Genomic DNA, 24,455 nt, shown 5'->3' with positions numbered 1-24,455 from the left:
ATGAAAAAGTTTATCGAAACGATAAAGAACATTTTTGCGATTGAAGATCTGCGTATGCGGATCTTCAATACGCTGTTTTTCATTGCCATCTACCGGTTGGGCTCTTTCGTAGTGCTGCCGGGCGTCGACGCTACTCGTCTGAAAAGCGGTGGAGCTTCGGGGGTGTTTGGCATTCTGGACACGCTGCTTGGCGGCGCATTCAGCAATGCTTCCATCTTTGCATTGGGTATCATGCCGTACATCTCGGCATCTATCGTATTGCAGCTGCTTACTATTGCAGTTCCTTATTTCCAGAAGCTGCAGAAAGAAGGAGAGTCGGGCCGCAAGAAAATCAACCAGTACACGCGTATCCTTACAATTCCGATTGTAATGGCGCAGTCGGTCGGTTTCATTGCTACCATCAGTGCTGACGCAATCCTGGAGCCTGGTACGTTCTTTACAATCTCCACTATGCTCATCATCACGGCTGGAACGCTGTTTTGCATGTGGCTGGGAGAGAAAATTACGGATAAGGGTATCGGCAACGGTATTTCCATGATCATTATGATCGGGATTGTATCGCGCCTGCCCGGTGCCATTATCGGTGAGGCTGCCGCCAAAGGCATGCGTGGCTCGCTGATCTTCCTGATTGAGCTGGTCGTGCTTTTCCTGGTGGTAATGGCAGTTATCGTGCTGACGCAGGCTGTTCGCCGGATTCCGGTGCAGTATGCCAAGCAGGTAGGCAGCACCGCTCAACTGAATGCCCAGCGGCAGTTCATCCCGATGAAAGTGAATGCGGCCGGCGTAATGCCGATCATCTTCGCCCAGTCGCTGATGTTCGTGCCCGCTATCGTGGCTTCGGTTTGGCAGAACGACAGTGACCTGGCCAGCTACATTGGCGTGAAGTTCTCGGACTACACGTCGTGGCAGTATAACGTGGTATTTGCAACGCTCATCATTGTCTTCACCTACTTCTACACAGCCATCAGCGTCAACCCTAACCAGATTGCGGATGACCTGAAGCGTAGCGGTGGTTTCGTACCCGGGGTTAAGCCCGGCCGCGATACGTCGGAGCACATTGACGAGATTCTGACCCGCATCACTTTGCCTGGTGCCGTGGCATTGGCGCTGATTGCCATCTTCCCGGCGCTTGCGCTGCTGGGTGGTGTCACGCGGCCTTTCTCGGCCTTCTATGGCGGTACTTCCCTCATCATCATGGTAGGGGTAGTGCTGGATACGCTGAACCAGGTGGAAAGCTACCTGCTGATGCGCCACTACGATGGCATGATGAAAACTGGTAAAGTGCGTGGCCGTTCGCAGAACATTGCCATGGCTTCGTAAGCACTCATGATTGTTTACAAGACCGAAGAAGAAATAGAGTTCATGCGGGCCAGCGCGAAGGTGCTGGCTCAGGCCCACGGAGAAGTGGCCGGCATGATCCGGGAAGGAATTACAACGCGAGAGCTGGATCAGCGCGCCGAGGAGTTCATCCGGGACCATGGTGGAAGTCCTTCCTTCAAGGGGTACAATGGATTCGAATACAGCCTCTGCATCTCGCCCAACTCGGTAGTGGTGCACGGTTTTCCGAGCGACTACACGCTGAAAAGCGGTGATATCGTTTCGGTGGACTGCGGAGTGCTACTCAACGGCTACCACGCGGACAGTGCCTACACCTACCCGATTGGGGAGGTGGCACCGGAGGTGCTGCAGCTGTTGGAAGAAACCAAGAAGTCGCTGTATCTCGGTATCGAGCAGGCAGTGGCGGGCAATCGGATGGGCGACGTCAGCTTTGCCATTCAGAACCACGTTGAGAAACAAGGTTACGGAGTGGTTCGGGAGTTGGTCGGCCACGGGATTGGAAAGAAGCTGCACGAGCGGCCGGAAGTACCGAACTACGGTAAGCGTGGCTCGGGACTGAAGCTGCAGACTGGCCTCACACTGGCTATCGAGCCGATGGTGAATCTGGGTACGAAGAGCGTGATACAGGAGAAGGACGGCTGGACCATCCGGACCAAAGACCTCAAGCCTTCCGCGCACTTCGAGCATACGGTAGTAGTACGAAAAGACAAGGCGGAAATACTTACCTCCTTCGAATACATAGAAAAAGCCTTACAGTAGCCTTATGGCCAAACAAACTTCCATTGAGCAGGACGGAGTCATTCTGGAAGCCCTTTCCAACGCCATGTTCCGCGTGGAGCTGGAGAACGGTCACCAGCTGATTGCCCATATCTCGGGCAAGATGCGGATGCACTACATCAAGATTCTGCCGGGAGATAAGGTAAAGTTGGAAATGTCGCCCTACGATTTGTCGAAGGGCCGAATTGTGTACCGTTACAAATAACCCGACGACATGAAAGTCAAAACCTCGGTTAAGAAGCGTAGTGTTGACTGCAAGCTGGTCCGCCGCAACGGCAAGCTCTACGTTATCAACAAAAAGAACCCCCGCTACAAACAGCGTCAGGGCTAGACATCTGGAAGTTGGGGACTCGGGTCCTGAGGACTTGGTTTTTGAAGGAAAACTGTCCTAACCGAAACCAGGTCCCCAAGACCCTAACTCGCCAAAAACCCAAACTCAACACATGGCTCGTATTGCAGGGGTAGACATCCCAGACAACAAGCGCGGTGAAATCGCGCTGACCTACATTTTCGGCATTGGCCGTCCATCTGCTCAGCAGATCCTTGTTAAAGCAGGTGTAGACCTGAATAAGAAGGTGAAAGACTGGACCGAAGCGGAAGCCGGTGAAATCCGTAGCGTAATTGCTGCCGAATTCAAAACCGAAGGTGTGCTGCGCTCCGAAGTGCAGCTCAACATCAAGCGCCTCATGGACATCGGTTGCTACCGGGGTCTGCGTCACCGCAAAGGTCTGCCAGTTCGTGGTCAGCGCACCAAGAACAACTCGCGTACCCGCAAGGGCAAGCGTAAGACCGTTGCTGGTAAGAAAAAGGCTACTAAATAACCCGTAGTGGGAATCGTTGCCTGCTCTGATACGTTCGGGGCAGGCAACAACACCTCCCGCGTATTTTTGCGATAACCAAATGGCACAAAAGAGAAAAGACAAAGCCAAGAAGCGCGTTGTCGTTGTCGAGCCGGTAGGCCAAGTTCACATCAAGGCCTCGTTCAACAACATCATCATCTCCATCACCAACAACAATGGCCAGGTTATTTCCTGGGCTTCGGCTGGTAAGATGGGTTTCCGCGGTTCCAAGAAGAACACGCCTTACGCCGCTCAGATGGCTGCTACCGACTGCGGTAAAGTAGCTCATGATCTGGGCATGCGCAAAGCTGAGGTGTTCGTGAAGGGCCCGGGCGCTGGCCGCGAGTCGGCTATTCGTACGCTGGGTAACGTGGGTATTGAGGTAACGACCATCAAGGACGTGACGCCGCTGCCCCACAACGGCTGCCGTCCTCCCAAACGTCGTCGCGTTTAGTTTATTGAACAGGCTGGCTCTGCCGGCCACCGGTGTCGGGTTTCTGATGCGCCTTTTCACCCCTGCAAGGTGCGCCTCCGGAGCCCGACACGCGCGGTTCAACCCCCTCAACACTCAACAACCCCGAAATGGCACGTTATACTGGTCCTAAAACCAAGATTGCCCGTCGCTTCAATGAGCCGATCTTCGGCCCAAGCAAGGCACTCACCAAGAAAGCATATCCTCCAGGCCAGCATGGCCGTGGTCGTCGTAAGAAGCAGAGCGAGTACGCTGTCCAGCTGATGGAGAAGCAGAAAGTGAAGTATATGTACGGTGTACTGGAAAAGCAGTTCGAGAATCTGTTCCACAAAGCTGCTACGCTGCCCGGCATCACCGGCGACAACCTGCTGGCCTTGCTGGAGTCGCGCCTCGACAACACGGTATACCGTCTGGGCATTGCTCCAACGCGCCGTGCTGCTCGTCAGCTCGTTCTGCACAAGCACATCACCGTAAACGGTGATGTAGTAAACATTGCTTCGTACAAACTCCGCGCTGGTGACGTTGTTGCCGTACGTGAGAAGTCGAAGTCGCTGGAAGCTATTACCACGAGCCTGAGCGCCCGCAACGCGCGTGCTTTTTCGTGGCTGGAGTGGGACGGCAAAGACATGGTGGGCAAGTTCCTCAACGCCCCCGCCCGTGAGCTGATACCGGAGAAGATCACCGAGCAGCTCATCGTCGAACTGTACTCGAAGTAATTCTTGGAACGGCCCGGACGCCCGGGCCGTTTCCTTGCTTCGACCTTTTTAATTGGATTCAGGTATTGGGTAATGGGTATCAAGACGCTCTGAGAGGTCTTTTTACTCACTACCCATTACTCAATACTAAAAACCGCCCCACTTATGTCAATCTTAGCTTTTCAAATGCCGGAGAAGGTGGTGATGGAGAAATCCGACGACTTCTACGGAACGTTTGAATTCAAACCGCTGGAGAAAGGCTACGGCGTCACGATCGGCAACGCTCTGCGCCGCATCCTGCTGTCGTCGCTGGAGGGCTATGCCATCACGTCGGTTCGCACCAGCAGCGTACTGCACGAGTTCATGACCATCGAAGGCGTGATTGAGGACATGTCCGAAATCATCCTCAACCTGAAGCAGGTCCGCTTCAAGAAGGTGAGCGACGCCATCGAGGACAAGATTACGGTGCGCATCAAAGGCCAGGAAACCTTCACGGCCGGCGACATCAGCAAATTCACCAACGGCTTCCAGGTGCTGAACCCGGACCTGGTGATTTGCCACGTGGACGCCAGCACCGAGCTGGAATTTGAATTCACGATCCAGAAAGGCCGCGGCTACGTTCCTGCAGAGGAAAACAAGCCTGCCGATCAGGTTTTCGGTCAGATTGCCATTGATGCCATCTTCACGCCTATTAAAAACGTGAAGTACAGCATTGAAAACACCCGCGTAGAGCAGAAGACTGACTATGAGAAGCTCCTCATCGAGATTCACACGGACGGCTCTATCCACCCGGAGGATGCGCTGAAAGGCGCCGCCAACATCCTGATTCAACACTTCATGCTGTTCTCCGACAGCACTATGACCTTCGAAACGGCTAAAGCCGAAGAAGAGGAGACGGTAGACGAGGAGACGCTGCACATGCGCAAAGTTCTGAAGACGCCGCTGGCGGACATGGACCTGAGCGTACGCGCTTACAACTGCCTCAAAGCCGCCGACATCAAAACCCTCGGCGACTTGGTGCAGCTGGACATGGCCGACATGATGAAGTTCCGCAACTTCGGTAAGAAGTCGCTGACCGAGCTGGAAAACCTTGTAGAAGAGAAGGGCCTGAATTTCGGCATGGATCTGAGCAAGTACAAGCTCGACGAAGAATAGACAGCAAACAGAAAATGTGCTGAATGTGGTTGATGTGCTGGTCACATATTCCACTTCAGCACATTTTTTATGCCTGTACATTCCGTACCTTTGCACTCCATTTTCACACTTTCATAACCAGTGAGCCCGAAGGGGCGACGGTTCTAATGAGAAAGGTGCCTTACAGCAGCTTTTCCGCCGTGGTCGTCGTCCGCAAGCTTACACATCTCCTTTTTTATGCGTCACGGTAAAACCATCAACCACCTCGGCCGCACGGCCTCGCACCGCAACGCCATGCTTTCGAACATGGCCTCGTCGCTGATCCTGCACAAGCGCATCACCACGACCGTTGCCAAAGCCAAAGCCCTGCGCAAGTTTGTAGAGCCCCTGCTGACCAAAGCCAAGAACGACACGACGCACTCGCGCCGCCTCGTATTTGCCGTACTGGAGCAGAAGGACGTGTTGAAAGAGCTGTTTGGCGACGTAGCTGCTAAAATTGCTACCCGTCCCGGCGGCTACACCCGCATCATCAAGCTGAGCGAAACCCGTCTGGGTGACAACTCGCAGATGTGCATCATCGAGTTGGTTGACTACAACGAAACCATGCTGGAAGCCAAGACGGCCGGCGAAGCAAAAACCACTACCCGTCGTTCGCGCGGCAAGAAAAAAGCTGATACGACTACTGCTGAAGGCGAGTCGTCGGCTGAGGTAGTGGCTGAGAAGCCTGCCAAGAAAGCCAAGGCTGCCACTACGGAGGTTTCGGCCCCCGAGGATACGGCTACCGAAACGCTGAAAGACGGCGAAACCCGCGAGGAGAGAGCTGCCGAGTAGTTGCTTTGGTAAGCATCAGGCTTACGAATTGAAAGGGGCTGCACCACAAGGTGCGGCCCCTTTCTGTTTTACTTCACCAGCTGTTTTACCTGGTTCAGGAGGTTTATCAGTGAACTGAAGGAAACAGGGGAGGAAAAAGGAGGGAGAAACGGGTGATTTGAGACATCCAACCACTTATTCTTCCTGACCATGCTGTACTTCCTGTCCAACTTCCGACTTGCTGCATTTGCGCTCTTGATTCATTGCTGCCTCGCCCATTCGAGTTGGGCCCAAAGTATGGGACAGGACACGGCGGTATTCGCGGGTGTTCCGCAAGCCACGGTTTCTCTTGGGGAGGCCGCCGTGTTTCCGGAGTTTGAGGCGGGCTTTTATGATAATCAGTTGTTTCTACTGGGGGAAGCACATGGTACGGAGCGGCCGCAGGAAATTGACCTGGCCTTACTACAGCACCTGAACCAGCGGACGGGCGTGCGGACGTACGTGGGGGAAATAGACTGTGCTAAGGCGTACTTCCTGAATGAGTACCTGCGCACCGGCCAGGAGGCAACCCTGGATCTGGTTTTCCGCAGCTGGCAGGCCGAGGGCTCGCAGTGGGCCAACACGGCCCTGCGTGCCAAGTTTCAGCGGCTGCGTAGCTGGAACCAGACGTTGCCGGCTAAGCGCCGGATTCGGGTGCTGGGTATTGACCAGTTACAGGATCTGCCCTTGGCCGCCGATTATCTGAAGGTACTGACGCGCGGCTTGGCTTTGCAGCCGGCAGTGCGGGCGCAGCTCGATTCGGTAGCCACTTGGTTGCAACGGACGGAAGGCGCTCAGGCGGCGGCCGGGGCTACGCGAGCCGTGCGGGCATTGGCAACGAGTAAATCCGGCAAGGAGCTGTTCGATCTAACGCATCTGCTGCGTAACGTGGCTTACGACCGGCGCAACATGACGGTGCGCGAGCAGAATATCTTCGCCAATTTCCGGGAGCTGTACCAAGGGCTGCACCTGGAGCGGGAGAAGCTGTACGGTATGTGGGGGCTGGCGCACGTGCTGCAAAGCCCACTGGAGGGCGGAACGACGCTGTTTGCCGGGCTGGTGCGCCAGAGCGATTTGCCGGTGCGGGATAAGGTGGTGTCGTTGCTGTGCGTGTTTTCTGAGTGTCAGCTACTCATGCCGACCAGTTCTCTGCCCGCCGCCTGGCAGGCTCCCGGCCAGCGGTTTACGCCCACCGATAAGTTCAACCACGACGGTCCTCTGACGCGGATTGTGGGTCTGGAAGAACTGAAGCGCCGCACGCAGCCGGGCAGCAGCACCATTTTCCAGCTGAACGCCCCGGCGGCCGCGGCCAACCGGCAGCCTATCCGGGTGACGTACGCGCCGGGCATTCCGGCGGGCCAGCAAATAAGGTTCAGAAGCGACCTGCCGAACACGGCGTACGTGCAATATCTGGTGCTGGTGCGTAATTCGCGGGCGCTTACGCCGTTGGTGCCGTAGTCGGCGGCAGGCAGTATCTTACGCACTATTGAATACGTGACTATGAAACTTTCCGGTTTGCGCCAGTGGAGCCCCGGCTCCGATGGCAAGCTGGTGGGCGGCTACTGGGCCGTGGTGGTGCCGGTGCTGCTGCTGCAATACGTGGCCGATACGGGCTGGATGTGGTGGCGGGTGCTGCCGGTGGTGGCCGTGACGGTGCTGCTGGATACGGCCATGGTGGCCGTGCTGGTAGAGCGGTTTCTGCCACTGTTCCTGAGCCGGAAGTGGTGGCGGGGGCTGGTGCAACTGCCGGTGCTGCTGCTGCTGAGCGGCGGATTGTACCTAGTGTTGTACGGATGTCTGCTGGGGCACCGCATCGATTTATCGGGTGGGCGGCTTGTGCTGGGGGTGGTGGCCCACGCCAAAAGCTACGGGCTGCTGGCCGTGCTGCTCACTGGCAAACGGTACGTGGGGTTGCAGCAGATGCTGCTACGCACCCGTCAGGCCCAGACCGAAAGTGAGCTGCGCAACCTCAAGGCCCAGCTCGATCCGCATTTTCTGTTCAACAACCTCAATGTGCTGCGCGGCCTGATTCAGCACGACCCGGCGGAGGCCCACGAGTTTCTGAACCGCTTTGCCGCACTGTACCGGTTTCTTATCCGCTACAAAGACGAGGACGTGGTGCCGCTGAGCGAGGAGCTGCAGTTCGCCCAGGAATACATCTACCTGCTGCGGCACCGTTTCGGGGCGGCGTATGAGTTTCGGGAGGAAATAGCCGCCAGCGCCAATTTGGGGCAGCTGCTGGTGGTGCCCGGTACGCTGCAGCTACTGGTGGAAAACGCCATCAAGCACAACGCCGGCGACGAGGAAAACCCGCTGGTCATCACCATTGTGGTAGCGCCGGTGGCCCTGACGGTTTCGCACCCGCACCGGCCCAAGCTCACGGCCGTCGAGTCGATGGGGACGGGGCTGGCCAACCTGCGCGAGCGGTACCGGCTGCTGTTTGGCCGCAGCATTGAGGTAGCGCAAAGCCCCATTCTCTTTACCGTGACGGTGCCGGTAGTGCCACTGGGAAAAACCGGGCCGTTGGCTCAACGCACACACGCATGAACATTCTGATTCTGGAAGACGAGGAGCTGGCCGCGCGCCAGACGGTGCAGTTTCTGCGGCAGGCCGGCGCGGTGGCCGAAACCGAGGCCCCGCCGCCCGTGCTGCGGAGCGTGGAAAAGGCCCTAACGTGGCTGCAAAACCACGACATGCCCGACCTGATTTTCTCCGACATTGAGCTGCTGGACGGCAACGTGTTCCTGCTCTACGAGCGGTTTACGGTGACCTGCCCCATCATCTTCACCACCGCCTACGACCAGTTTCTGCTGCCCGCTTTTCGGGGTAACGGCATTGCGTATCTGCTCAAACCCTTCACCTACGAGCAGTTTCAGGAAGCTTTGGCCAAATACCACGGCCTGAAAACCAGTCTGGGCAGTCCTGTACCGGCCCCGGTTCTGACGCCCGAGGTGCTGCGCGAGCTAAGCCAGGCGTTGCGCCAAAACAGCCTGCCCCAGTACAAGCAGCGGTTTTCGGTGCGGATGCGCAACGGCCTGTACGTGCTGCAGGTGGACGACGTGGCCTACGTGCAGGCCGACGAGGGCGTGACCTTTGCCGTGGACGCGGCCGGCGTGCGCTACCCACTCAGCGGCACGCTCACGGAGCTGGAGCGCCAGCTCGACCCCGCCCGCTTCGGCCGCCTCAACCGTTCGGAGCTGGTGAACATTGCGTTTGTGGAGCGCGTGGAGCCGTACTTCAACAACCGGCTGGCCGTGCGGCTGCGAGGCAAGCCCGACCTCACCCTCATCACCAGCGCCGCCCAGACGCCGGAGTTCCGCCGGTGGCTGGAAGGGTAGGAACCAGACTGTTGCGGCATGCGCTTTTTCCGGTGCTGACTTTGCATCTGGTAGCCCAGTGCTGGCCTGAAAGTGGCAATTGAGTACCTTGCCACCGCAATACCGCTTCTGGTCCGCTGGCCGGCTCCGGGGCGGCCGCCCCGTAATTTTTCTCAACCCCATACTTTTCCTCATGAGCATTATCACCGAAATCCACGCCCGGCAGATTTTCGATTCGCGCGGCAACCCGACCATTGAGGTAGATGTGACCACCGAAAGCGGCACCGTAGGCCGCGCAGCGGTTCCTTCGGGCGCCAGCACCGGCAAGCACGAAGCCGTGGAGCTGCGCGACAACGACAAGAGCAAGTACATGGGCAAAGGTGTGCTGCAGGCCGTGGAAAACGTGAACAGCAAGATTGCCGAAGAGCTGATCGGTTTCTCGGTGTTCGAGCAGGGTTTGCTCGACAAGATCATGCTGGAAATGGACGGCACGCCTAACAAAGCAAACCTGGGCGCCAACGCCATTCTGGGTGCTTCGCTGGCCATTGCCCGCGCCGCGGCGCAGGAAGCCGGCATGCCGCTCTACCGCTATGTGGGCGGCGTAAATGCCACCACGCTGCCCGTACCGATGATGAACATCCTCAACGGCGGCTCGCACGCCGACAACAGCATCGACTTCCAGGAATTCATGATTATGCCCGTGGGTGCTCCGTCGTTCTCGGAGGCGTTGCGCTGGGGCACCGAAATCTTCCACCACCTCAAGGAAGTGCTCAAAAAGCAGGGCTTCAGCACCAACGTGGGTGACGAAGGCGGCTTTGCCCCGAACATCAAGAGTAACGAAGACGCCATCAAGATTGTACTGCAGGCCATCGAGAAGGCCGGCTACAAGCCCGGCGACGACGTGATGATTGCCATGGACGCCGCGGCTTCCGAGTTCTACTCCGACGGCCACTACCACTTCAAGAAGAGCACCGGCGACAAGCTGACCTCGTCGGAGATGGTGAATTACTGGACCGACTGGACCAAGAAGTACCCCATCATCAGCATCGAGGATGGTATGGATGAGGATGACTGGAGCGGCTGGAAGGCTCTCACCGAAAGCATCGGTAGCACCACCCAGCTCGTGGGCGACGACCTGTTCGTGACCAACGTAAACCGCCTGCAGCGCGGTATCGATGAGCAGATTGCCAACGCCATCCTCATCAAGGTAAACCAGATCGGTACGCTCTCCGAAACGATTGACGCCATCAACCTGGGCCGCCGCAACGGCTACAAGAGCATCATGAGCCACCGCTCGGGCGAGACGGAGGACAACACCATTGCCGACCTGGCCGTGGCCCTGAACACCGGCCAGATCAAGACCGGCTCGGCCTCGCGCTCCGACCGGATGTCGAAGTACAACCAGCTGCTCCGCATCGAGGAAGAGCTGGGCGAAGTAGCCTACTTCCCCGGCCGCAAGATGTAAGCGTGTAGCATAGGCTTCAGCCTGTGCCACAAACCACGAGCCCGCCCGATGCTGCATCGGGCGGGCTTTGTTTTTGCCACCCGGCCCGGCCCAGGCAAAAGCCTGCGCTACGTTTTCTATCTTTGGCTATGCAACTCTCTGATCTGACGGCGCGCGTGCCGCGCTTTCTGCGCAGCTTCTACTTCTACACCGGGCTGGGTTTTCTGGTCTGGATGTTCCTTTTCGACTCTAATGACCTGCTGAAGCAGTACGACATGTACGCCAAGCTGCAGGAACTGCAAACAGAGAAGCAATACTACCTCGACAATATAGACGTGGTGAAGCGCGAGCGGGCCGAGCTGCTGAGCAGCCCCGAGTTGCTGGAGAAATTTGCGCGGGAAAAGTACATCATGAAACGCCCCGGCGAAGACGTATTCGTGCTCGTGCCCCAGGCCGAAGAATAGCCCTTGGCCGCTGCGGCACAGCCTTTGCCGTATGCATGGTATGAAGTCTGCCCCGTTTTGTTGGTTTTGCTGCGTGTTGAGTGCTCTGTTGGCGGTTGCCGGCCCCTTGGCGGCGCAGCAGCCAGGGCCGGCTGTAGCCGTGAAGCCCGTGGCTATATCGTCGCAGATTCAGGTGGCGCGGCAGTTTCTGCTGGCCGTGCTGGCCGGCAACTACCCGGCCGCCTACGCCCTGCTCGCGCCCGAAGTCAGCCGCAACGTGCCACTGGCGCGGTTTCAGACCACCGCTGAGCCGCTCTACCGGCAAGGGCAGCGCTACCAGCCCACCATCGACCTCTACAAGCTGGGCTTCCGCATCAGTGCCGACAACAGCACCCGCGCCTTCGTGGCCTTCATGTTCCGCAGCGATACGCTGGCCCCGCGCCCCCACCTGCAGCTTGACGTCACGTTCCGCGACACCATCGCCCGGCAGGTTCTCAGTTTTGGCCTCGTGCCGTTGGGAGAGGTGAAGAAGTAATGGGGTGATGAGGTAAGGCAAAGAAAGAACGTCATTCCGAGCGGAGCGAGGAATCTCGCCAGTGTGGTAGAATCAGTTACTACGCTGGCAAGATTCCTCGCTCCGCTCGGAATGACGTTCTTTTCCTTGTCACCTGTCACCTGTCACCTGTCACCAAAAATCACCCCGGGAGCGAAATCTTCCCCATACTTACGGCCGGCACGCGCTGACGGCCCGCGCCAATCGAAACCGGCTGGCCAGCCACGGCTTCATTGGCCAGCACTGCAAACAGGATGGCTTCTTTGGCGTCAGGCAGCACGCCCAAAGCATCGGTAGTGGCGAAACGGCAGTGAGGGAGGTGACGCTGTAATGCCGCCTGCAGCGCCGGATTGTGGGCGCCGCCACCGCTGCAGTAGACTGCCAGCGCCGGCTGCTCGCCAAACACCTGTTGGGCCGCCCGGGCAACGCCGGCGGCACTCAGCTCCACCAGCGTGGCCAGTAGATCTTCGGTGCCTAAGTTCTCAGTGCCGGTGCGCTGCTGAGCCTGCTGCAGATATTCGGGCCCGAACAGCTCCGGGCCGGTGGTTTTGGGCAGCGAAGCCCCAAAAAACGGATGCTCCAGCAGTGCCTGCAGCAGCAGTGCGTGGATGCGCCCGGCCAGTGCCAGGCGCCCATTCTCATCATAGGGCAGGCCACAGCGGGCCCGCACGGTGGCGTCGAGCAGGGTGTTGCCGGGGCCGGTGTCGGTGCTGAAGGCGGCGCTGGCATCGTGGCCGGTGCGGGGCAGGTAGGTGAAGTTGGCAATGCCGCCCAGGTTGAGCAGCAGCCGTTCCTCGGTCGGGCTGCTGAGCAGCAGATAGTCGCCGTAAGCGGCCAGGGGGGCGCCTTCGCCGCCGGCCGCAATGTGTTTCTGCCGGAAGTCGCTGAGCGTGATGATACCGGTGCGCACCGCTACCTGGTCGCCGTCGCCGAGCTGCAGCGTGGCGTTCAGGCCCGTGAAATCTGGGTGCTGGTACTGGTGGGCAGGGGCGTGGTAGACGGTCTGGCCGTGGCTGGCTACAAGGTCCACTTCCGTGGGGGCCAGCTGCCAGTCGCGCAGGCAGGCCAGCACCATATCCGCGTGTAGCGCGCCCAGCCAGGGATTGAGCAGCGTCAGATGCTCAAGGCTGATCTGGCCCGTGGGGCCGCCCGCAAACACCGCCCGGATGCGGCGGCGCACGTCGTCATCGTAGGGTACGGTAGTGAAATGCTCCAGCTCCAGCCGGGTAGCCGGGCCGTGGCCGTGCAGCCGGCACAGTGCCACATCCAGCCCGTCCAGCGAAGTTCCCGACATCAGGCCGATGATGCGCCGGCTGGGCTGCTGCGCTAGCTGGCAAAGGCGGTGGAGGTGTGCGTTCATAGAAGTTTTGTGCCGTTTACTACCGCAGTCAGAGGCTGCGGATATGCTGAAACATTTTTTGTACTGTTTAGTACCAATAGGGCGCCGCAGGCCAGCCAGATCGTCGAATGCAAAGAAAGTAAAAATGCCCTTGCTGATTACAGCAAGGGCATTTTCAGGAGATTATCTATTGGAGCAAACAACATCAGCATGCGGCGACCGGCCCGACGGCTGGAAAAAGCCGCCGGGCCGTGGCGTGCTCACTTCTACTCGATTTTCTTGCCGGTCATGGCCTGCTTGATGGAGATGTTCATCACCCGCTCGGCGTAGGGGCTGGTGAGGGCTTCGAGTTCGTCGACGGCTTTCAGGATGGTGTCTTTGTCGCGGGTTTCCAGCGACTCGCGCAGGCGCTGGGTGGCGGCAGCCGTCTGCGTGATTTCGTCTTCGGAGAGGTGCAGCTGGTTTTTCTCCACGAACCGCTCCACCTGGTAGAGCATCTGCTCGGCCACGGTGCGGGCTTCAATCACCATGCGGGCCGCCACGTCTTCGCGGGCGTGCGTGAGCGAGTCCATCAGCATCTGCTCCACTTGCTCATCGGTGAGGCCGTACTGAGGCTTGATTTCCACAGCCTGGCGCGTGTTTGAGCGCAATTCAACGGCTTCTACTTTCAGAATACCGTCGGCGTTCAGGATGAAGTTCACATCGACCTTGGGCAGGCCGGCGGGCATGGCCGGAATGCCGCGCAAATCGAACTCGGCCAGCTTGCGGTTTTCCTGCACCAAATCCCGCTCACCTTGGTACACCGAAATCTTCAGGTTCACCTGCCCGTCCACGCTGGTGGTGTATTGGCGGCCGGCCTTGGTCGGGATTTTGGAGTTGCGCGGGATGATGGGGTCCATCAGGCCGCCCAGGGTTTCGATGCCGAGCGTAAGCGGCGTCACGTCGAGCAGCAGTACGTCGCGGCGGTTGCCGGCCAGGATGTCGGCCTGGATGGCGGCGCCCAGCGCTACCACTTCGTCGGGGTTGAGAGAGCTGTTGGCGGGCTGCTGGAAGAACTCCGACACCGAATCGTAGACCAGCGGCACCCGCGTAGAACCGCCTACCAGCAGCACGGCGTCGAGGCTTTGGGGCGTGAAATTTGCGTCGGCAAGAGCCTGACGGCAGCTGTCGATGGTGCGCTCCACCATGGGTCCAATCAGCTCGTTGAACTTCGCCTTGCTCAGCGGCAGTGTGGTGCCGTTGAAGTCTGCCTCGAAGGTGTCATGCTGGCTGAGCTGCTTTTTGGCTTCCTCGGCCAGCAGACGGAGCTGCTGCTGGGTTTCGGCGCTCTGGAAAAGCGTCGTGGAGAGCTGGTATTCGGTGGCCCAGTGGTCGTAGATGGCGCGGTCCAGGTCGTCGCCGCCCAGGTAGGTGTCGCCGTTGGTGCTCAGTACCTCAAAAATGCCCTGCTGAATGCGCAGAATGCTCACGTCGAAGGTGCCGCCACCGAGGTCGTACACGGCCACGGTTTTCTCGTCGTCGGGGCTCAGGCCAATGCCGTAGGCCAGCGCGGCCGCCGTGGGCTCATTCACGATGCGCAGCACCTCCAGGCCCGCCAGACGGCCGGCGTCGCGGGTGGCCTGGCGCTGCGAGTCGTTGAAGTAAGCTGGCACCGTAATCACGGCCTTGTTGACGGGCGTTTTCAGGGCGTGCTCGGCGCGGGCCCGCAGCTCCCGCAGAATCTCGGCCGACAGCTCGACGGGGGAGTAGAACTTGTCGCCGACTCGGATTTTCACCAGGCCTTCCGAGTTGTCGTCGATGACCTTGTAGCCCAACTCGCGGGCGTGCTCGCCGAGGTCTTTGTAGCTCTTGCCCAGCAGGCGCTTCACCGAGTAAATCGTGTTTTCGGAGTCGGTGAGCAGGTATTGCTTGGCGTCGGTGCCGACGATGGGCGTTTCGCCGCCCTGCGGAAAGTGCACCACCGACGGCACGATGGTACCGCGGCCCTGGTCGTTGATGGCGCGGGGCTGGCGGGTGTCGGGCTGGATGTAGGCCACCAGCGAGTTGGTGGTGCCCAGGTCGATGCCAACGATGATTTCTTCCTGCTGTATGCTCCCGGTGGAGAGGTTGATTGCGACTTTGGCCATGCGGATAAAGACAGCGCGCCACGGGGGCGCGCACGGTGAGGCAGAAGGGGCGTGGGCGAGAACAACCGGCCCGGTGCGTAAAGGGCCCAAAAGTACGGAAGAAAACCCGGCCGCCGCCCCCACAGTATCGGTGGCGAAAGCAGAGCAGCGAAGAGTTCAGAATTAGATGTACATAATTCCAGCCTTTGCCAAACCATCAGGCTGGGTCCTGACGTAGGGCTTTATATATCTGCTACTCAATACTGCCGGCCCTTATGCTACTTCGGCAGTGATACTACAGGCTCACAGACCTTCTGTCCCCTGTATTGCTCTGTTTATCCGCTCCGCGCACCGCTCTGCTTACCTGGCCTTGCTTTTTTACACCACTGGCTAGTTGCCACTGGTGTGTTGCGTTTCCCAATTCCTACCCTTTCCAACCCCATTATCCATCATGGCAAAAAACATTACGCGTCCCATTCTCATGCTGGCCGCCGCTACCACCGCTGTGGTAGGCGCCGTCGCCTGGAGTGGCCAGGGCACCCGTCTGGAAGCTTCCAGCCACCGCGAAGCCCCCCTTATTGCCGATGACCCGTTGGCCGACAACACCGACCTGTATGCCTTCCGTAGCCCCGACGCCGCGGAAACCGTAACCATCATCGCCAACTACATACCGTTGGAGCTGCCCCAGGGCGGCCCCAACTACAACACGTTCGGCGAAAACGTGCGCTACGAGATTCACGTGAAGAACAGCGCCACCACTACCGGCGACGACATCACCTACCGCTTCACGTTCTCGCGCATCAACCAAGACCCCACCACGTTCTTCAACATTCGGCTGGGGCAGCAGAACCTGAAAACCACCTACACGCTGGAGGCCATCCGCGGTGGGGCCACCACCACGCTGGTGACCAACGGCATCGTGCCGCCTACCAACGTAGGCCCGCGCTCCATCACCAGCGCCGCTGGCCTCAACACTACCTATGAGGCCCTGATGACCGGCGCTATCCAGACGGCGGCCAACGGTGTGAAAGTATTCTGCGGCCCGACCGATGATCCGTTCTTTGCAGATCTGGGCGGTATTTTCGATTTGGGCGGTATCCGGACGGCCAGCGCCCGCGACGGGCTGGCCCGCAAGAACACCCACGCCATTGCCCTGCAGATTCCGATTTCGTTGCTGCAGAAAGACGGCAAAACGGCCGCGCAGGCCACTACCATCCTCGATCCGGACTTCGTGATTGGCGTGTGGGCTTCGGCCAGCCGTCCCGCCCTGCGCACGCTCAATGCTGATGGCACGCAGGCGCACTCCGGCAACTGGATTCAGGTGTCGCGCATCGGTATGCCGCTCACCAACGAAGTAATCGTGCCCATCGGCGGCAAGGACCGCTGGAACTCGCGCACGCCGTACACCGAGGACGCCACCACCGACGACTACCTCTCCAACCCCGAGCTCGGCCTGTATATGGCTGAAGGCACGGCCAACGGCACCACCTACTACGGCGCTGCCGTACCCGGTTTGTCGCCGCTGCGCATCCAGAGCAACTCGCTGCAGGCTTTCGACTTCCGCAACGGCGCCAATGGCGTATCGGGCCTGACGGCTGCCCAGCGCGCCGGTACCGTGTTTGCTGATGCTACGTTCGGTCCGTATTTGTTGCGTGCCGGCAAGCCTCGCTCCGTCGATATCCTGCCGATCTTCCATACCGGTGTGCCCAACCTGCCGCCGTACCAGCTGGCTACGGGCAAGCCTGCCCGCAATCCGCTGGCCGCTGGCAAGCCGTTCGTCAGTAACTTCCTGCCCGTGCTCGGCGACATGCTCCGCCTGAACATGGCCGTGCCTGTTACGCCCCGCAACTCGGCTGATTTCAGCTCCGAAGGTCTGCTGCAGGCAGCCGTACTGGGTCTGACAGATCCACGCTACAACACAACGGCCACGCTGCAGAACATCCCGAACATGGACGGCTTCCCGAACGGTCGTCGTTTGGAAGATGACGTGACGCGCATTGAGCTGCAAGCCGTAGGTGGTGCCGTACTGGCCGCCATTGGCCTGTTCTATGACGACTACACGGCCACGGCCACTAGCCCGGTAACGGCGCAGTTGCTCGGCGTAGTGGGGTTCCGTACCGGCATCGAAGCCAACGATACCACGTTCAAAGCCGGCTTCCCGTATGCCCAGACTCCTTGGAGCGGCACGAAAGCCCAGCGTGTAGCTCTGTCGCAGCGCAACGCCACCGGCGGCCTCGGTTTGCAGCCTAACACGGTTGACAACTTCGTGGCTTTCCCGAATCCGGTAGTTGACCAGACCACGTTCCGCTACGAAGTAGGCGTGAAGTCGGACCTGACGCTGCGCATCACCGACCTGAACGGCCGCGTGATTGCCACGCCGATGAAAGGCAAAGCCCACAAGCCCGGCGCCTTCGAGTACGAATGGCGCATGCCGTCCGGCACGGCCGCTGGTATCTATGTAGCCACCCTGTCGAACGGTTCGACGGTGCTGCAAACCATCCGGCTTGCGCACCAGCGCTAGCCTGAACTACCCAGGCGCAGCATCCGGCCCCGGCCGGGTGCTCTGCTTACCAGCTGAATAGATTGATAGCCGGGCTCGGATGAGTCCGGCTATCTTTTGGGCGGTAGCCGGCGCAACCGGCAGCACCATCGTCCTGTCTTTCCTGCCGAACCCTCAACTCCCGTTTCTGTGCGAAAATATCTTTACCCGATTTTACTGCTGAGCTTTATGGCGGCGGTGGCGGCGCTGGTTTTCTTTCGGAAGCCCGAGCCGGTGCCCGCCCTCAAGCCCCGGCACGGCGACTTGGCCCTGGGCGGCGAGTGGGTGAACACCCAGCAAGCCGTGGGCGGCCTGCTGGCCCGCCTGCGCGAACAGCCCGACGACACCAAGGCCCAGCTGCTGCTGGCCCAGGCCTACATGCAGGAAGGCCGCGTGACCGGCGACCATCCATACTACGACATGGCCGCCGTGAAGCTGCTCGACGAGATTCTGCGCCGGGAGCCCGACAACTTTGAGGCGCTGTGCTGCAAAGCCTCGCTCAGCCTCACCCAGCACCACTTCACCGAAGGCCTGGCCCTGGCCGAACAAGCCGTGCAGCTCAACCCCAACAACGCCTTCGTGTATGGGCTGCTCTGCGACGCCAACGTGGAGCTGGGCCGCTACCCCGAAGCCGTCCGCATGGCCGACAAGATGAACACCGTGCGCCCCGACCTGCGGGCCTACGCCCGGGTGTCGTACCTGCGCGAAATCCACGGCGACGCGCCCGGCGCCATTGAGGCCATGGATATGGCCACCAAGGCCGGCGTGGGCGGTCTGGAACAAACCGAATGGTCGCGCATCACGCTGGGCCACCTCTACGAAACCACCGGCGACCTTGCCCGTGCCGAGCAGCAGTACCAGACTTCCCTAGCCGCCCGCCCTGGCTACGCCTACGCGCTGGCCGGCCTCGGCCGCATTGCCAAAGCCCGCCACGACTACCCGGCGGCCATTGCGCACTTTCTTAAGGCCCGCGCCACGGTGAAAGACTATGCTTTTGCCGATGAGCTGACCGACCTCTACCGCCTCAACCACGAGCCGGCTAAAGCCAACGCCATGGCCCGCGAGGCCATCAAAATGCTGGCTACCGACGCCAAGGAAGCCGACGACAACGAGCAGATGGGCCACTACGCCGACCGGGAGCTGGCCTACGCCTACCTCAAAACCAACGAGCCCGACAAAGCCCTCGAGCACGCCAAAGCCGAGTACGAGCGCCGCCCCGACAACATCGACGTGCAGGAAACGCTGGCCTGGGTGCACTACAAGCGCGGCGAATACGCCGCGGCCCGCAAGCTTATCACGCAGGCCCGCCGCACCAACTCCCAAAACCCCACGCTGCTCTGCCGCGCCGGCCTGATTGCCACCAAAACCGGCCACGCCGCCGAGGGCCAGGCTCTGATCCGGCAGGCGCTAGCCATCAACCCGCACCTGAGCCTGGAGCTGGCCGAGGAAGGCAAGCAGCTGCTGGCTGGCTTGTAGCATAGGCTTTAGTCTGTGCCGCCCTGGCAGCTTCAAGCAACATTGTATATGAGCACAGAGAAAAGCTCGCAGCTTCTGGTCCGGCACAGGCTGAAGCCTATGCTACATTTTCGTTTGCTGCTGCCGTTGCTGCTGCTGGCTCCGGCCGCCGCCAGCGCCCACGCGCTGGACGGCGTAGACGTCAGCAAACTCTCGCAGGCCGATGCGGTCTGGATTTACCTCAAGCTGGGCTTCGAGCACATCATCCCGCTGGGCCTCGACCATATCCTGTTCGTGCTGAGCATTGCGCTGCTGGAGCCGCGTCTGAAGTCGGTGCTGGTGCAGGCTACGGCCTTTACGGTGGCGCACTCCATCACGCTGGGGCTGGCCATGTACGGGCTGATTTCGCCGCCGCCGGGCATTATTGAGCCCATTATTGCGCTGTCGATCCTGTTTGTGGCGCTGGAAAACATCCTCGTCAGCAAGCTGAATCCGTGGCGGGTGGTGGTGGTGTTCGGCTTTGGCTTGGTGCACGGCATGGGTTTCGCCAGCGTACTGACCGGGTTGGGGCTGCCGCGGCGGCTGTTTCTGGAGTCGCTGCTGGCGTTCAATGTGGGCGTGGAGCTGGGCCAGGTGGCCGTGATTCTGCTGGCCTGGGGGCTGGTAGGCTACTGGTTCAGTGGCAAGCCCTGGTACAAGCAGCGCGTCGTGGTGCCGGCTTCCATCGTCATCGGCCTCATTGCCGCCTACTGGACGGTGGAGCGGGTGTTTTTCGCTTGATAATATGTCATTCCGACCGCAGGGAGGAATCTGAGGAGACACACCAAGCAAACTCAGATTCCTCGCGCTGCTCGGAATGACAGCCAAACAACAAAAAGTAAACAACTCTCATGCTCCGCTCCGTCCTCATCTGGCTGTTGCTGCTCAACTACCTGCTGGTAGTTGGTGCGGGCCTCGTGGGCCGGCCGGAGCCCGCGCCGCAGCGCGCCACCGCCTACGTGCACAGCGCCGACTGCCAGCAGCGCCACTACCTGCAAATCGACTGCTTCGACCACTGCAACGGCGAGCAGTACGCCACGCGCAAACCGGGCGCGTCTGAAACGCCGCTGCACTTCCTGAGTAACCTGAAGGGGCTGGATGTGCATTGCCTCGCCGCCGCCGAACCAGCTTCGGTTGCGGTGTTTATCTATGCCCCGAAGCCCCAGGCGCCGCGCCTGCGGCCGGCCGCGCCGGCAGGTTTTGGGAAGCAGCCCTACGCGCCGCCGCGCCACGGATAAGAAGTGCTTCGGGCCGCATCGTGCCCGAAATTTCCGGCCTGCCTGACAAGCCGGATTCTGTCAACTTCTTATCACCCGACGCGCCTTCTGCCCGCCTCCTGTGCGGCATGAGGCCCGTCATGGCTGTGGCACTATGCACCTTTACTTTTTACGAATTTACCTGCTTGGGCTGGCGCTGCTGGCCCTGAGCAGCAGTCCGGCGTACGCGCAATCCTGGACTCTGGCCATGCTGCGTGGCACCATCACCGACTCTATTTCCGGGCAGCCGCTGCCGGGCACTGGCCTGCAGCTCGAAGGGCCTGCCGGCACTACCGGCACGGCCACCGATGCCCTGGGCCACTTCCGGCTCGGCGGACTGGCGGCCGGCACCTACACGCTCCAAGCTACCGGGCTCGGCTATGGCACCCGCCGTCAGCAACTCACGCTGGCCGCCGGTGAAACCCAAACCCTCACGCTGGTTCTGCCTGCCGTGGCCCTAAACCTGCGCGAAGTAACCGTGGCCCAGCCTCGCGACCCCAACCAGAGCCTGGCCGCTATCAGCCGCATCGACCAACTACTGCGGCCCGTGAATTCGGCGCAGGACCTACTGCCGCTGGTGCCGGGTTTGGTTATTGCCCAGCACGCCGGTGGCGGCAAGGCCGAGCAAATTTTCATCCGGGGCTTCGATGTCGACCACGGTACCGATTTCAACGTGAGCATCGATGGGCTGCCGGTGAACATGGTGAGCCACGCCCACGGCCAGGGCTACGCCGACATGCACTTCGTGATACCCGAAACCGTGGACGCGCTGCGCGTGTACAAAGGGCCCTACACGGCCCGTTTCGGCGATTTTGCCACGGCCGGCTCCGGCGAGTTTAGCACCAAAACCACCCTGGAAAGCAGCCTGGCCAAGGTGGAAATCGGGCGGTTTAATACGCGCCGCGCCGTGGCCCTGCTGAACCTGCTGCCCGCCGGCACGCACCTGCTGTCCAACCAGACCGAAAGCGCCTACCTGGCCACCGAGTATACCTTCACCAACGCCTATTTCGACAGCCCGCAGCACTTCCGGCGCTTCAACGGGTTGGGAAAATACACCGGTATCCTGTCCGACCGCACGTCGTTGATGCTGCTGGGCTCGCACTTCACCTCGCGCTGGGATGCCTCAGGGCAGGTGCCGGAACGGGCCGTGCGCGACGGCCGGATTTCGCGCTTCGGCGCCATCGACAACACCGAGGGCGGCAGCACCAGTCGCACCAACGCCACGGCCGTGCTCACCACTGCGCTGCCCCACGAGGCCGTGCTGCGCCAGCAGGCCTACTACTCGCGCTACGATTTCAACCTGTTTTCCAACTTCACCTTCTTCCTCGAAAACCCCGACCAGGGCGACCAGATCCGGCAAACCGATGGCCGCAACATATACGGCTACACCGGCACCTACGAGCGTACCAGCCAGCTGGGCAGCCGGGCGCTGCGCTCCACCTTTGGCCTGGGCACCCGCATTGATGCCGTGGATGTGGCCCTGCGCAACTCGGTGAAGCGGCAGGTGACGGGCACCATCGTGGCCGGCCGGGTTTTCGAGCAGAACCTGAACGCCTACCTCGACGAGACGCTCACGCTCACCGACCAGCTCACGCTCAATGCGGCGCTGCGGGCCGATTATTTCGTGTTTCGCTACCGCGATGCGCAGGATACCGAAACCTCGGGCCGGGCCACTAAGGCGCGCGTCAGCCCCAAGCTGAATCTCTACTACGACCTCACGCCTAACACGCAGCTATTCGTGCGCTCGGGCCTGGGCTTTCACTCCAACGATGCCCGCGCCGTAGTCGTGAACCGTGCCGACTCGTTGCCGGCGCTGCCGCGGGCCATTGGCTACGAGGTGGGCAGCACCTTCAAGCCGCTGCCGGCGCTGGTGGTGAATGCCGCCTTCTGGGCCCTGCACCTGCAGGACGAGCTGGTGTACGTCGGCGACGGGGGTTTCACGGAAAGCGCCGGCCGCACCCGCCGCTTCGGGGCCGATGTGGCGCTGCGCTACCAGCTCAGCCGCGTACTTTTTGCCGATGTAGACCTGAACTATGCGCACGGCCGGCTGGTGGGGGCGCCGAAAGGGGAGAACTACATTCCGCTGGCGCCCAGCTTCACCACCGTGGGCGGGCTCACGCTCAGGCAGCCGCGCGGCCTGAGCGCCAGCCTGCGCTACCGCCACCTCAATACCCGCCCCGCCAACGAGGCCAACACGGTGCAGGCCCGAGGCTATTTCCTGCTGGATGCCGTGGCCAGCTACGCCGTGGGCCGCTTCGTGCTCGGGGCTACCGCCGAAAACCTACTGAATGTGGAGTGGAATCAAGCGCAGTTTGACACGCTGAGCCGCCTGCCCGGTGAACCGGCCGAGGGCGTCTCGGAGCTGCACTACACGCCCGGCACGCCATTTTTCGTGAAAGGCAGCGTGAGCGTGCTGTTTTAGGAACCGGAGCGGCCCCGCCACGCTGCCGCCCCGGGTTCTGTCCCGCGCAACTTGGCCGCAAACAGCGTCTGGATTGGCTATTTGCCCACCGCTGCAGTACCTTGGCGGCATGATGATGCAGGCAAAAACCGGGGCAGGGATACAGAGGACGAAGCTGGCCGCGCTGGCAGTACTGCTTGGTCTGGCTGGGTGCCACGCCGCTGCTACTGAAAGCAATGCTCCGGCGGCCTTTGTGCATCCCGTTGCCGCCGATACCGCCGCTGCGGCTGCCGCTGTTCCCGATTCGCTGGCCCTCACGTCCGTGGCGCCGCTGCCCGCCCTGCCCGATTCAGTGCGCCAGGCGGTGCAACTGTTGCACAAGCAGCTGGGCCCCGAGGCCGCCGCACTGCGGCCCGAAGTGTTAGAACGCGCCTGCGTCGGCTACCTCGCCTTGCGCCATGAAGGCCGCATCCAGCAGGGCGGCGTACTGGCCGTGGCCGACATGGATCTGCCCTCCTCAGAAAAGCGCCTCTGGGTACTGGATCTGCGCCAGGGCCAGGTGCTGCACCGCAGCCATGTCGCGCACGGCCGGGGCTCGGGCCGGTTGCGGGCCCGGCGCTTCTCCAACACCATCAAGTCGGCGTGCACGGCGCTGGGCTTCTACCGCACCCAGGATACCTACGGCGGCAAGCACGGCCTCTCGCGCCGCCTGCGCGGCCTCGACGCGGGCCAGAACGACAACGCCCTGCGCCGCTACGTGGTACTACACGCCGCCGACTACGTGAGCCGCCAGCACCTGCAGCGCTACGGCCAGGCCGGCTACAGCCGCGGCTGCCCCGCCCTGCCCCCCGACCAGTACCGCGCCATCATCCGAAGCCTGCCCGAAGGCGCCTGCCTGCTGCTGGCCGGCCCCGGCCTGGAATCGAAGTGGCTGGATGGCGCCGCCGCCGCCCGGCAGCTGGCGGCGCGGGGCTGGCAGTAAGCACCATCAGCTTTATGAAATCCGATAACCGTATTCGTGTCGACTTTGAGCAGCCAAGCCACGGTTGGCTACCGGTCAAAGTCGTTATGAATGGCTTTGATCTTGATATTGACGCTTCGGACGTTCCAGTCAATCCCATCTATCTGTTGTATGCGGCAATTCTTGATGTGGTTGATGGAATAGCGTCGAAGGTGTGGTGGCATCTGGAGCCAGCTGGCTATTATTTCGATTTCACCCAGCCACAGCCAGGACTATATCGTCTGGTTATCAGCTACCATTCAGATAGCCAAACACCAGAATTCCTGCACGAAACAACAGGCAATGCTGCCGACATCATCCTGCCATTTTGCCGGGCTATCAAAAATCTGGATTCCTATAAGTATGACGAGCAGGACTGGCCCAGTCTCGAAGAAAAGCAACTAGCTCGTCTGTCAAACGTTATCGAATTATTGAAGAAAAGAGCATAAAAAAAGCGCCT

24 protein-coding genes are annotated in these 24,455 nt (G+C 60.5%); 22 read left to right on the top strand and 2 right to left on the bottom strand.

What is annotated here, in order from left to right; translation table 11 throughout:
* The 15 genes from secY to O3303_RS11965 all read left to right on the top strand — a co-directional run bounded on the left by secY (position 1) and on the right by O3303_RS11965 (position 11,843).
* Positions 1 to 1,320, top strand: coding sequence for a preprotein translocase subunit SecY (gene secY, locus O3303_RS12035; protein WP_269561907.1), 1,320 nt, complete (start codon positions 1 to 3; stop codon positions 1,318 to 1,320).
* Between the two features lie 6 nt (positions 1,321 to 1,326).
* The gene (gene map / locus O3303_RS12030) at positions 1,327 to 2,097 is read left to right on the top strand and encodes a type I methionyl aminopeptidase (RefSeq protein ID WP_269558657.1); all 771 of its coding nucleotides are present in this window, start codon (positions 1,327 to 1,329) and stop codon (positions 2,095 to 2,097) included.
* Between the two features lie 4 nt (positions 2,098 to 2,101).
* The gene (gene infA, locus O3303_RS12025; RefSeq protein ID WP_022822146.1) at positions 2,102 to 2,320 is read left to right on the top strand and encodes a translation initiation factor IF-1; all 219 of its coding nucleotides are present in this window, start codon (positions 2,102 to 2,104) and stop codon (positions 2,318 to 2,320) included.
* 9 nt (positions 2,321 to 2,329) lie between these two features.
* Positions 2,330 to 2,446, top strand: coding sequence for a 50S ribosomal protein L36 (rpmJ, locus tag O3303_RS12020; RefSeq protein ID WP_044016053.1), 117 nt, complete (start codon positions 2,330 to 2,332; stop codon positions 2,444 to 2,446).
* Between the two features lie 112 nt (positions 2,447 to 2,558).
* Positions 2,559 to 2,936 carry a 30S ribosomal protein S13 gene (rpsM, locus tag O3303_RS12015; protein WP_269558656.1) on the top strand — a complete coding sequence of 126 codons (378 nt, stop codon included), beginning with the start codon at positions 2,559 to 2,561 and terminating at the stop codon, positions 2,934 to 2,936.
* 79 nt (positions 2,937 to 3,015) lie between these two features.
* A complete protein-coding gene (rpsK, locus tag O3303_RS12010) occupies positions 3,016 to 3,408 on the top strand; it encodes a 30S ribosomal protein S11 (RefSeq protein WP_022822149.1) in 393 nt (130 codons plus the stop codon).
* Positions 3,409 to 3,536: 128 nt separating this feature from the next.
* Positions 3,537 to 4,142 (top strand): 30S ribosomal protein S4, encoded by a 606-nt coding sequence (gene rpsD, locus O3303_RS12005; RefSeq protein ID WP_187314077.1) that lies wholly within the window; start codon positions 3,537 to 3,539, stop codon positions 4,140 to 4,142.
* A 144-nt stretch (positions 4,143 to 4,286) separates the two neighbouring features.
* Positions 4,287 to 5,276, top strand: coding sequence for a DNA-directed RNA polymerase subunit alpha (locus tag O3303_RS12000; protein ID WP_044016060.1), 990 nt, complete (start codon positions 4,287 to 4,289; stop codon positions 5,274 to 5,276).
* Between the two features lie 216 nt (positions 5,277 to 5,492).
* Entirely contained in the window at positions 5,493 to 6,086 is a 594-nt protein-coding gene (gene rplQ / locus O3303_RS11995) for a 50S ribosomal protein L17 (protein ID WP_269558655.1), read from the top strand.
* 276 nt (positions 6,087 to 6,362) lie between these two features.
* Positions 6,363 to 7,562 carry an erythromycin esterase family protein gene (locus O3303_RS11990; protein WP_269558654.1) on the top strand — a complete coding sequence of 400 codons (1,200 nt, stop codon included), beginning with the start codon at positions 6,363 to 6,365 and terminating at the stop codon, positions 7,560 to 7,562.
* Between the two features lie 42 nt (positions 7,563 to 7,604).
* Positions 7,605 to 8,651 carry a sensor histidine kinase gene (locus tag O3303_RS11985; RefSeq protein WP_269558653.1) on the top strand — a complete coding sequence of 349 codons (1,047 nt, stop codon included), beginning with the start codon at positions 7,605 to 7,607 and terminating at the stop codon, positions 8,649 to 8,651.
* Positions 8,648 to 9,442, top strand: a complete 795-nt coding sequence (locus tag O3303_RS11980) for a LytR/AlgR family response regulator transcription factor (protein WP_269558652.1) — start codon at positions 8,648 to 8,650, stop codon at positions 9,440 to 9,442. Before O3303_RS11985 ends, O3303_RS11980 begins: the two co-directional genes overlap by 4 nt.
* 172 nt (positions 9,443 to 9,614) lie before the next feature.
* Complete coding sequence (eno, locus tag O3303_RS11975; protein WP_269558651.1) at positions 9,615 to 10,886, top strand: phosphopyruvate hydratase; 1,272 nt, start codon at positions 9,615 to 9,617, stop codon at positions 10,884 to 10,886.
* Between the two features lie 128 nt (positions 10,887 to 11,014).
* Entirely contained in the window at positions 11,015 to 11,329 is a 315-nt protein-coding gene (locus O3303_RS11970) for an FtsB family cell division protein (RefSeq protein WP_269558650.1), read from the top strand.
* A 76-nt stretch (positions 11,330 to 11,405) separates the two neighbouring features.
* On the top strand, positions 11,406 to 11,843 hold the full coding sequence (locus O3303_RS11965; protein WP_269558649.1) for a hypothetical protein: 438 nt from the start codon (positions 11,406 to 11,408) through the stop codon (positions 11,841 to 11,843).
* A gap of 160 nt (positions 11,844 to 12,003) precedes the next feature.
* Here the strand turns inward: O3303_RS11965 and O3303_RS11960 are convergent, their stop codons facing one another.
* A complete protein-coding gene (locus O3303_RS11960; protein ID WP_269558648.1) occupies positions 12,004 to 13,221 on the bottom strand; it encodes an anhydro-N-acetylmuramic acid kinase in 1,218 nt (405 codons plus the stop codon).
* Positions 13,222 to 13,466: 245 nt separating this feature from the next.
* A complete protein-coding gene (gene hscA, locus O3303_RS11955; protein ID WP_269558647.1) occupies positions 13,467 to 15,326 on the bottom strand; it encodes a Fe-S protein assembly chaperone HscA in 1,860 nt (619 codons plus the stop codon).
* A 430-nt stretch (positions 15,327 to 15,756) separates the two neighbouring features.
* Between hscA and O3303_RS11950 the strand changes: the two genes are divergently transcribed.
* The 7 genes from O3303_RS11950 to O3303_RS11920 all read left to right on the top strand — a co-directional run bounded on the left by O3303_RS11950 (position 15,757) and on the right by O3303_RS11920 (position 24,444).
* Positions 15,757 to 17,826 carry a DUF4331 family protein gene (locus O3303_RS11950; protein WP_269558646.1) on the top strand — a complete coding sequence of 690 codons (2,070 nt, stop codon included), beginning with the start codon at positions 15,757 to 15,759 and terminating at the stop codon, positions 17,824 to 17,826.
* 168 nt (positions 17,827 to 17,994) lie between these two features.
* Complete coding sequence (locus O3303_RS11945) at positions 17,995 to 19,320, top strand: tetratricopeptide repeat protein (RefSeq protein WP_269558645.1); 1,326 nt, start codon at positions 17,995 to 17,997, stop codon at positions 19,318 to 19,320.
* Between the two features lie 99 nt (positions 19,321 to 19,419).
* Complete coding sequence (locus O3303_RS11940; protein WP_269558644.1) at positions 19,420 to 20,079, top strand: HupE/UreJ family protein; 660 nt, start codon at positions 19,420 to 19,422, stop codon at positions 20,077 to 20,079.
* Positions 20,080 to 20,189: 110 nt separating this feature from the next.
* Positions 20,190 to 20,576 carry a hypothetical protein gene (locus tag O3303_RS11935; RefSeq protein WP_269558643.1) on the top strand — a complete coding sequence of 129 codons (387 nt, stop codon included), beginning with the start codon at positions 20,190 to 20,192 and terminating at the stop codon, positions 20,574 to 20,576.
* 133 nt (positions 20,577 to 20,709) lie between these two features.
* Positions 20,710 to 23,016, top strand: a complete 2,307-nt coding sequence (locus tag O3303_RS11930; protein ID WP_269558642.1) for a TonB-dependent receptor — start codon at positions 20,710 to 20,712, stop codon at positions 23,014 to 23,016.
* Between the two features lie 232 nt (positions 23,017 to 23,248).
* Positions 23,249 to 23,977 carry a murein L,D-transpeptidase catalytic domain family protein gene (locus tag O3303_RS11925; RefSeq protein WP_269558641.1) on the top strand — a complete coding sequence of 243 codons (729 nt, stop codon included), beginning with the start codon at positions 23,249 to 23,251 and terminating at the stop codon, positions 23,975 to 23,977.
* Between the two features lie 14 nt (positions 23,978 to 23,991).
* The gene (locus O3303_RS11920; protein ID WP_269558640.1) at positions 23,992 to 24,444 is read left to right on the top strand and encodes a hypothetical protein; all 453 of its coding nucleotides are present in this window, start codon (positions 23,992 to 23,994) and stop codon (positions 24,442 to 24,444) included.
* Positions 24,445 to 24,455: the final 11 nt, after the last annotated feature.

Source organism: Hymenobacter canadensis (assembly GCF_027359925.1).
Classification (GTDB): Bacteria; Bacteroidota; Bacteroidia; order Cytophagales; family Hymenobacteraceae; genus Hymenobacter; species Hymenobacter canadensis.
This window is presented reverse-complemented; position numbering and strand designations above follow the sequence as displayed.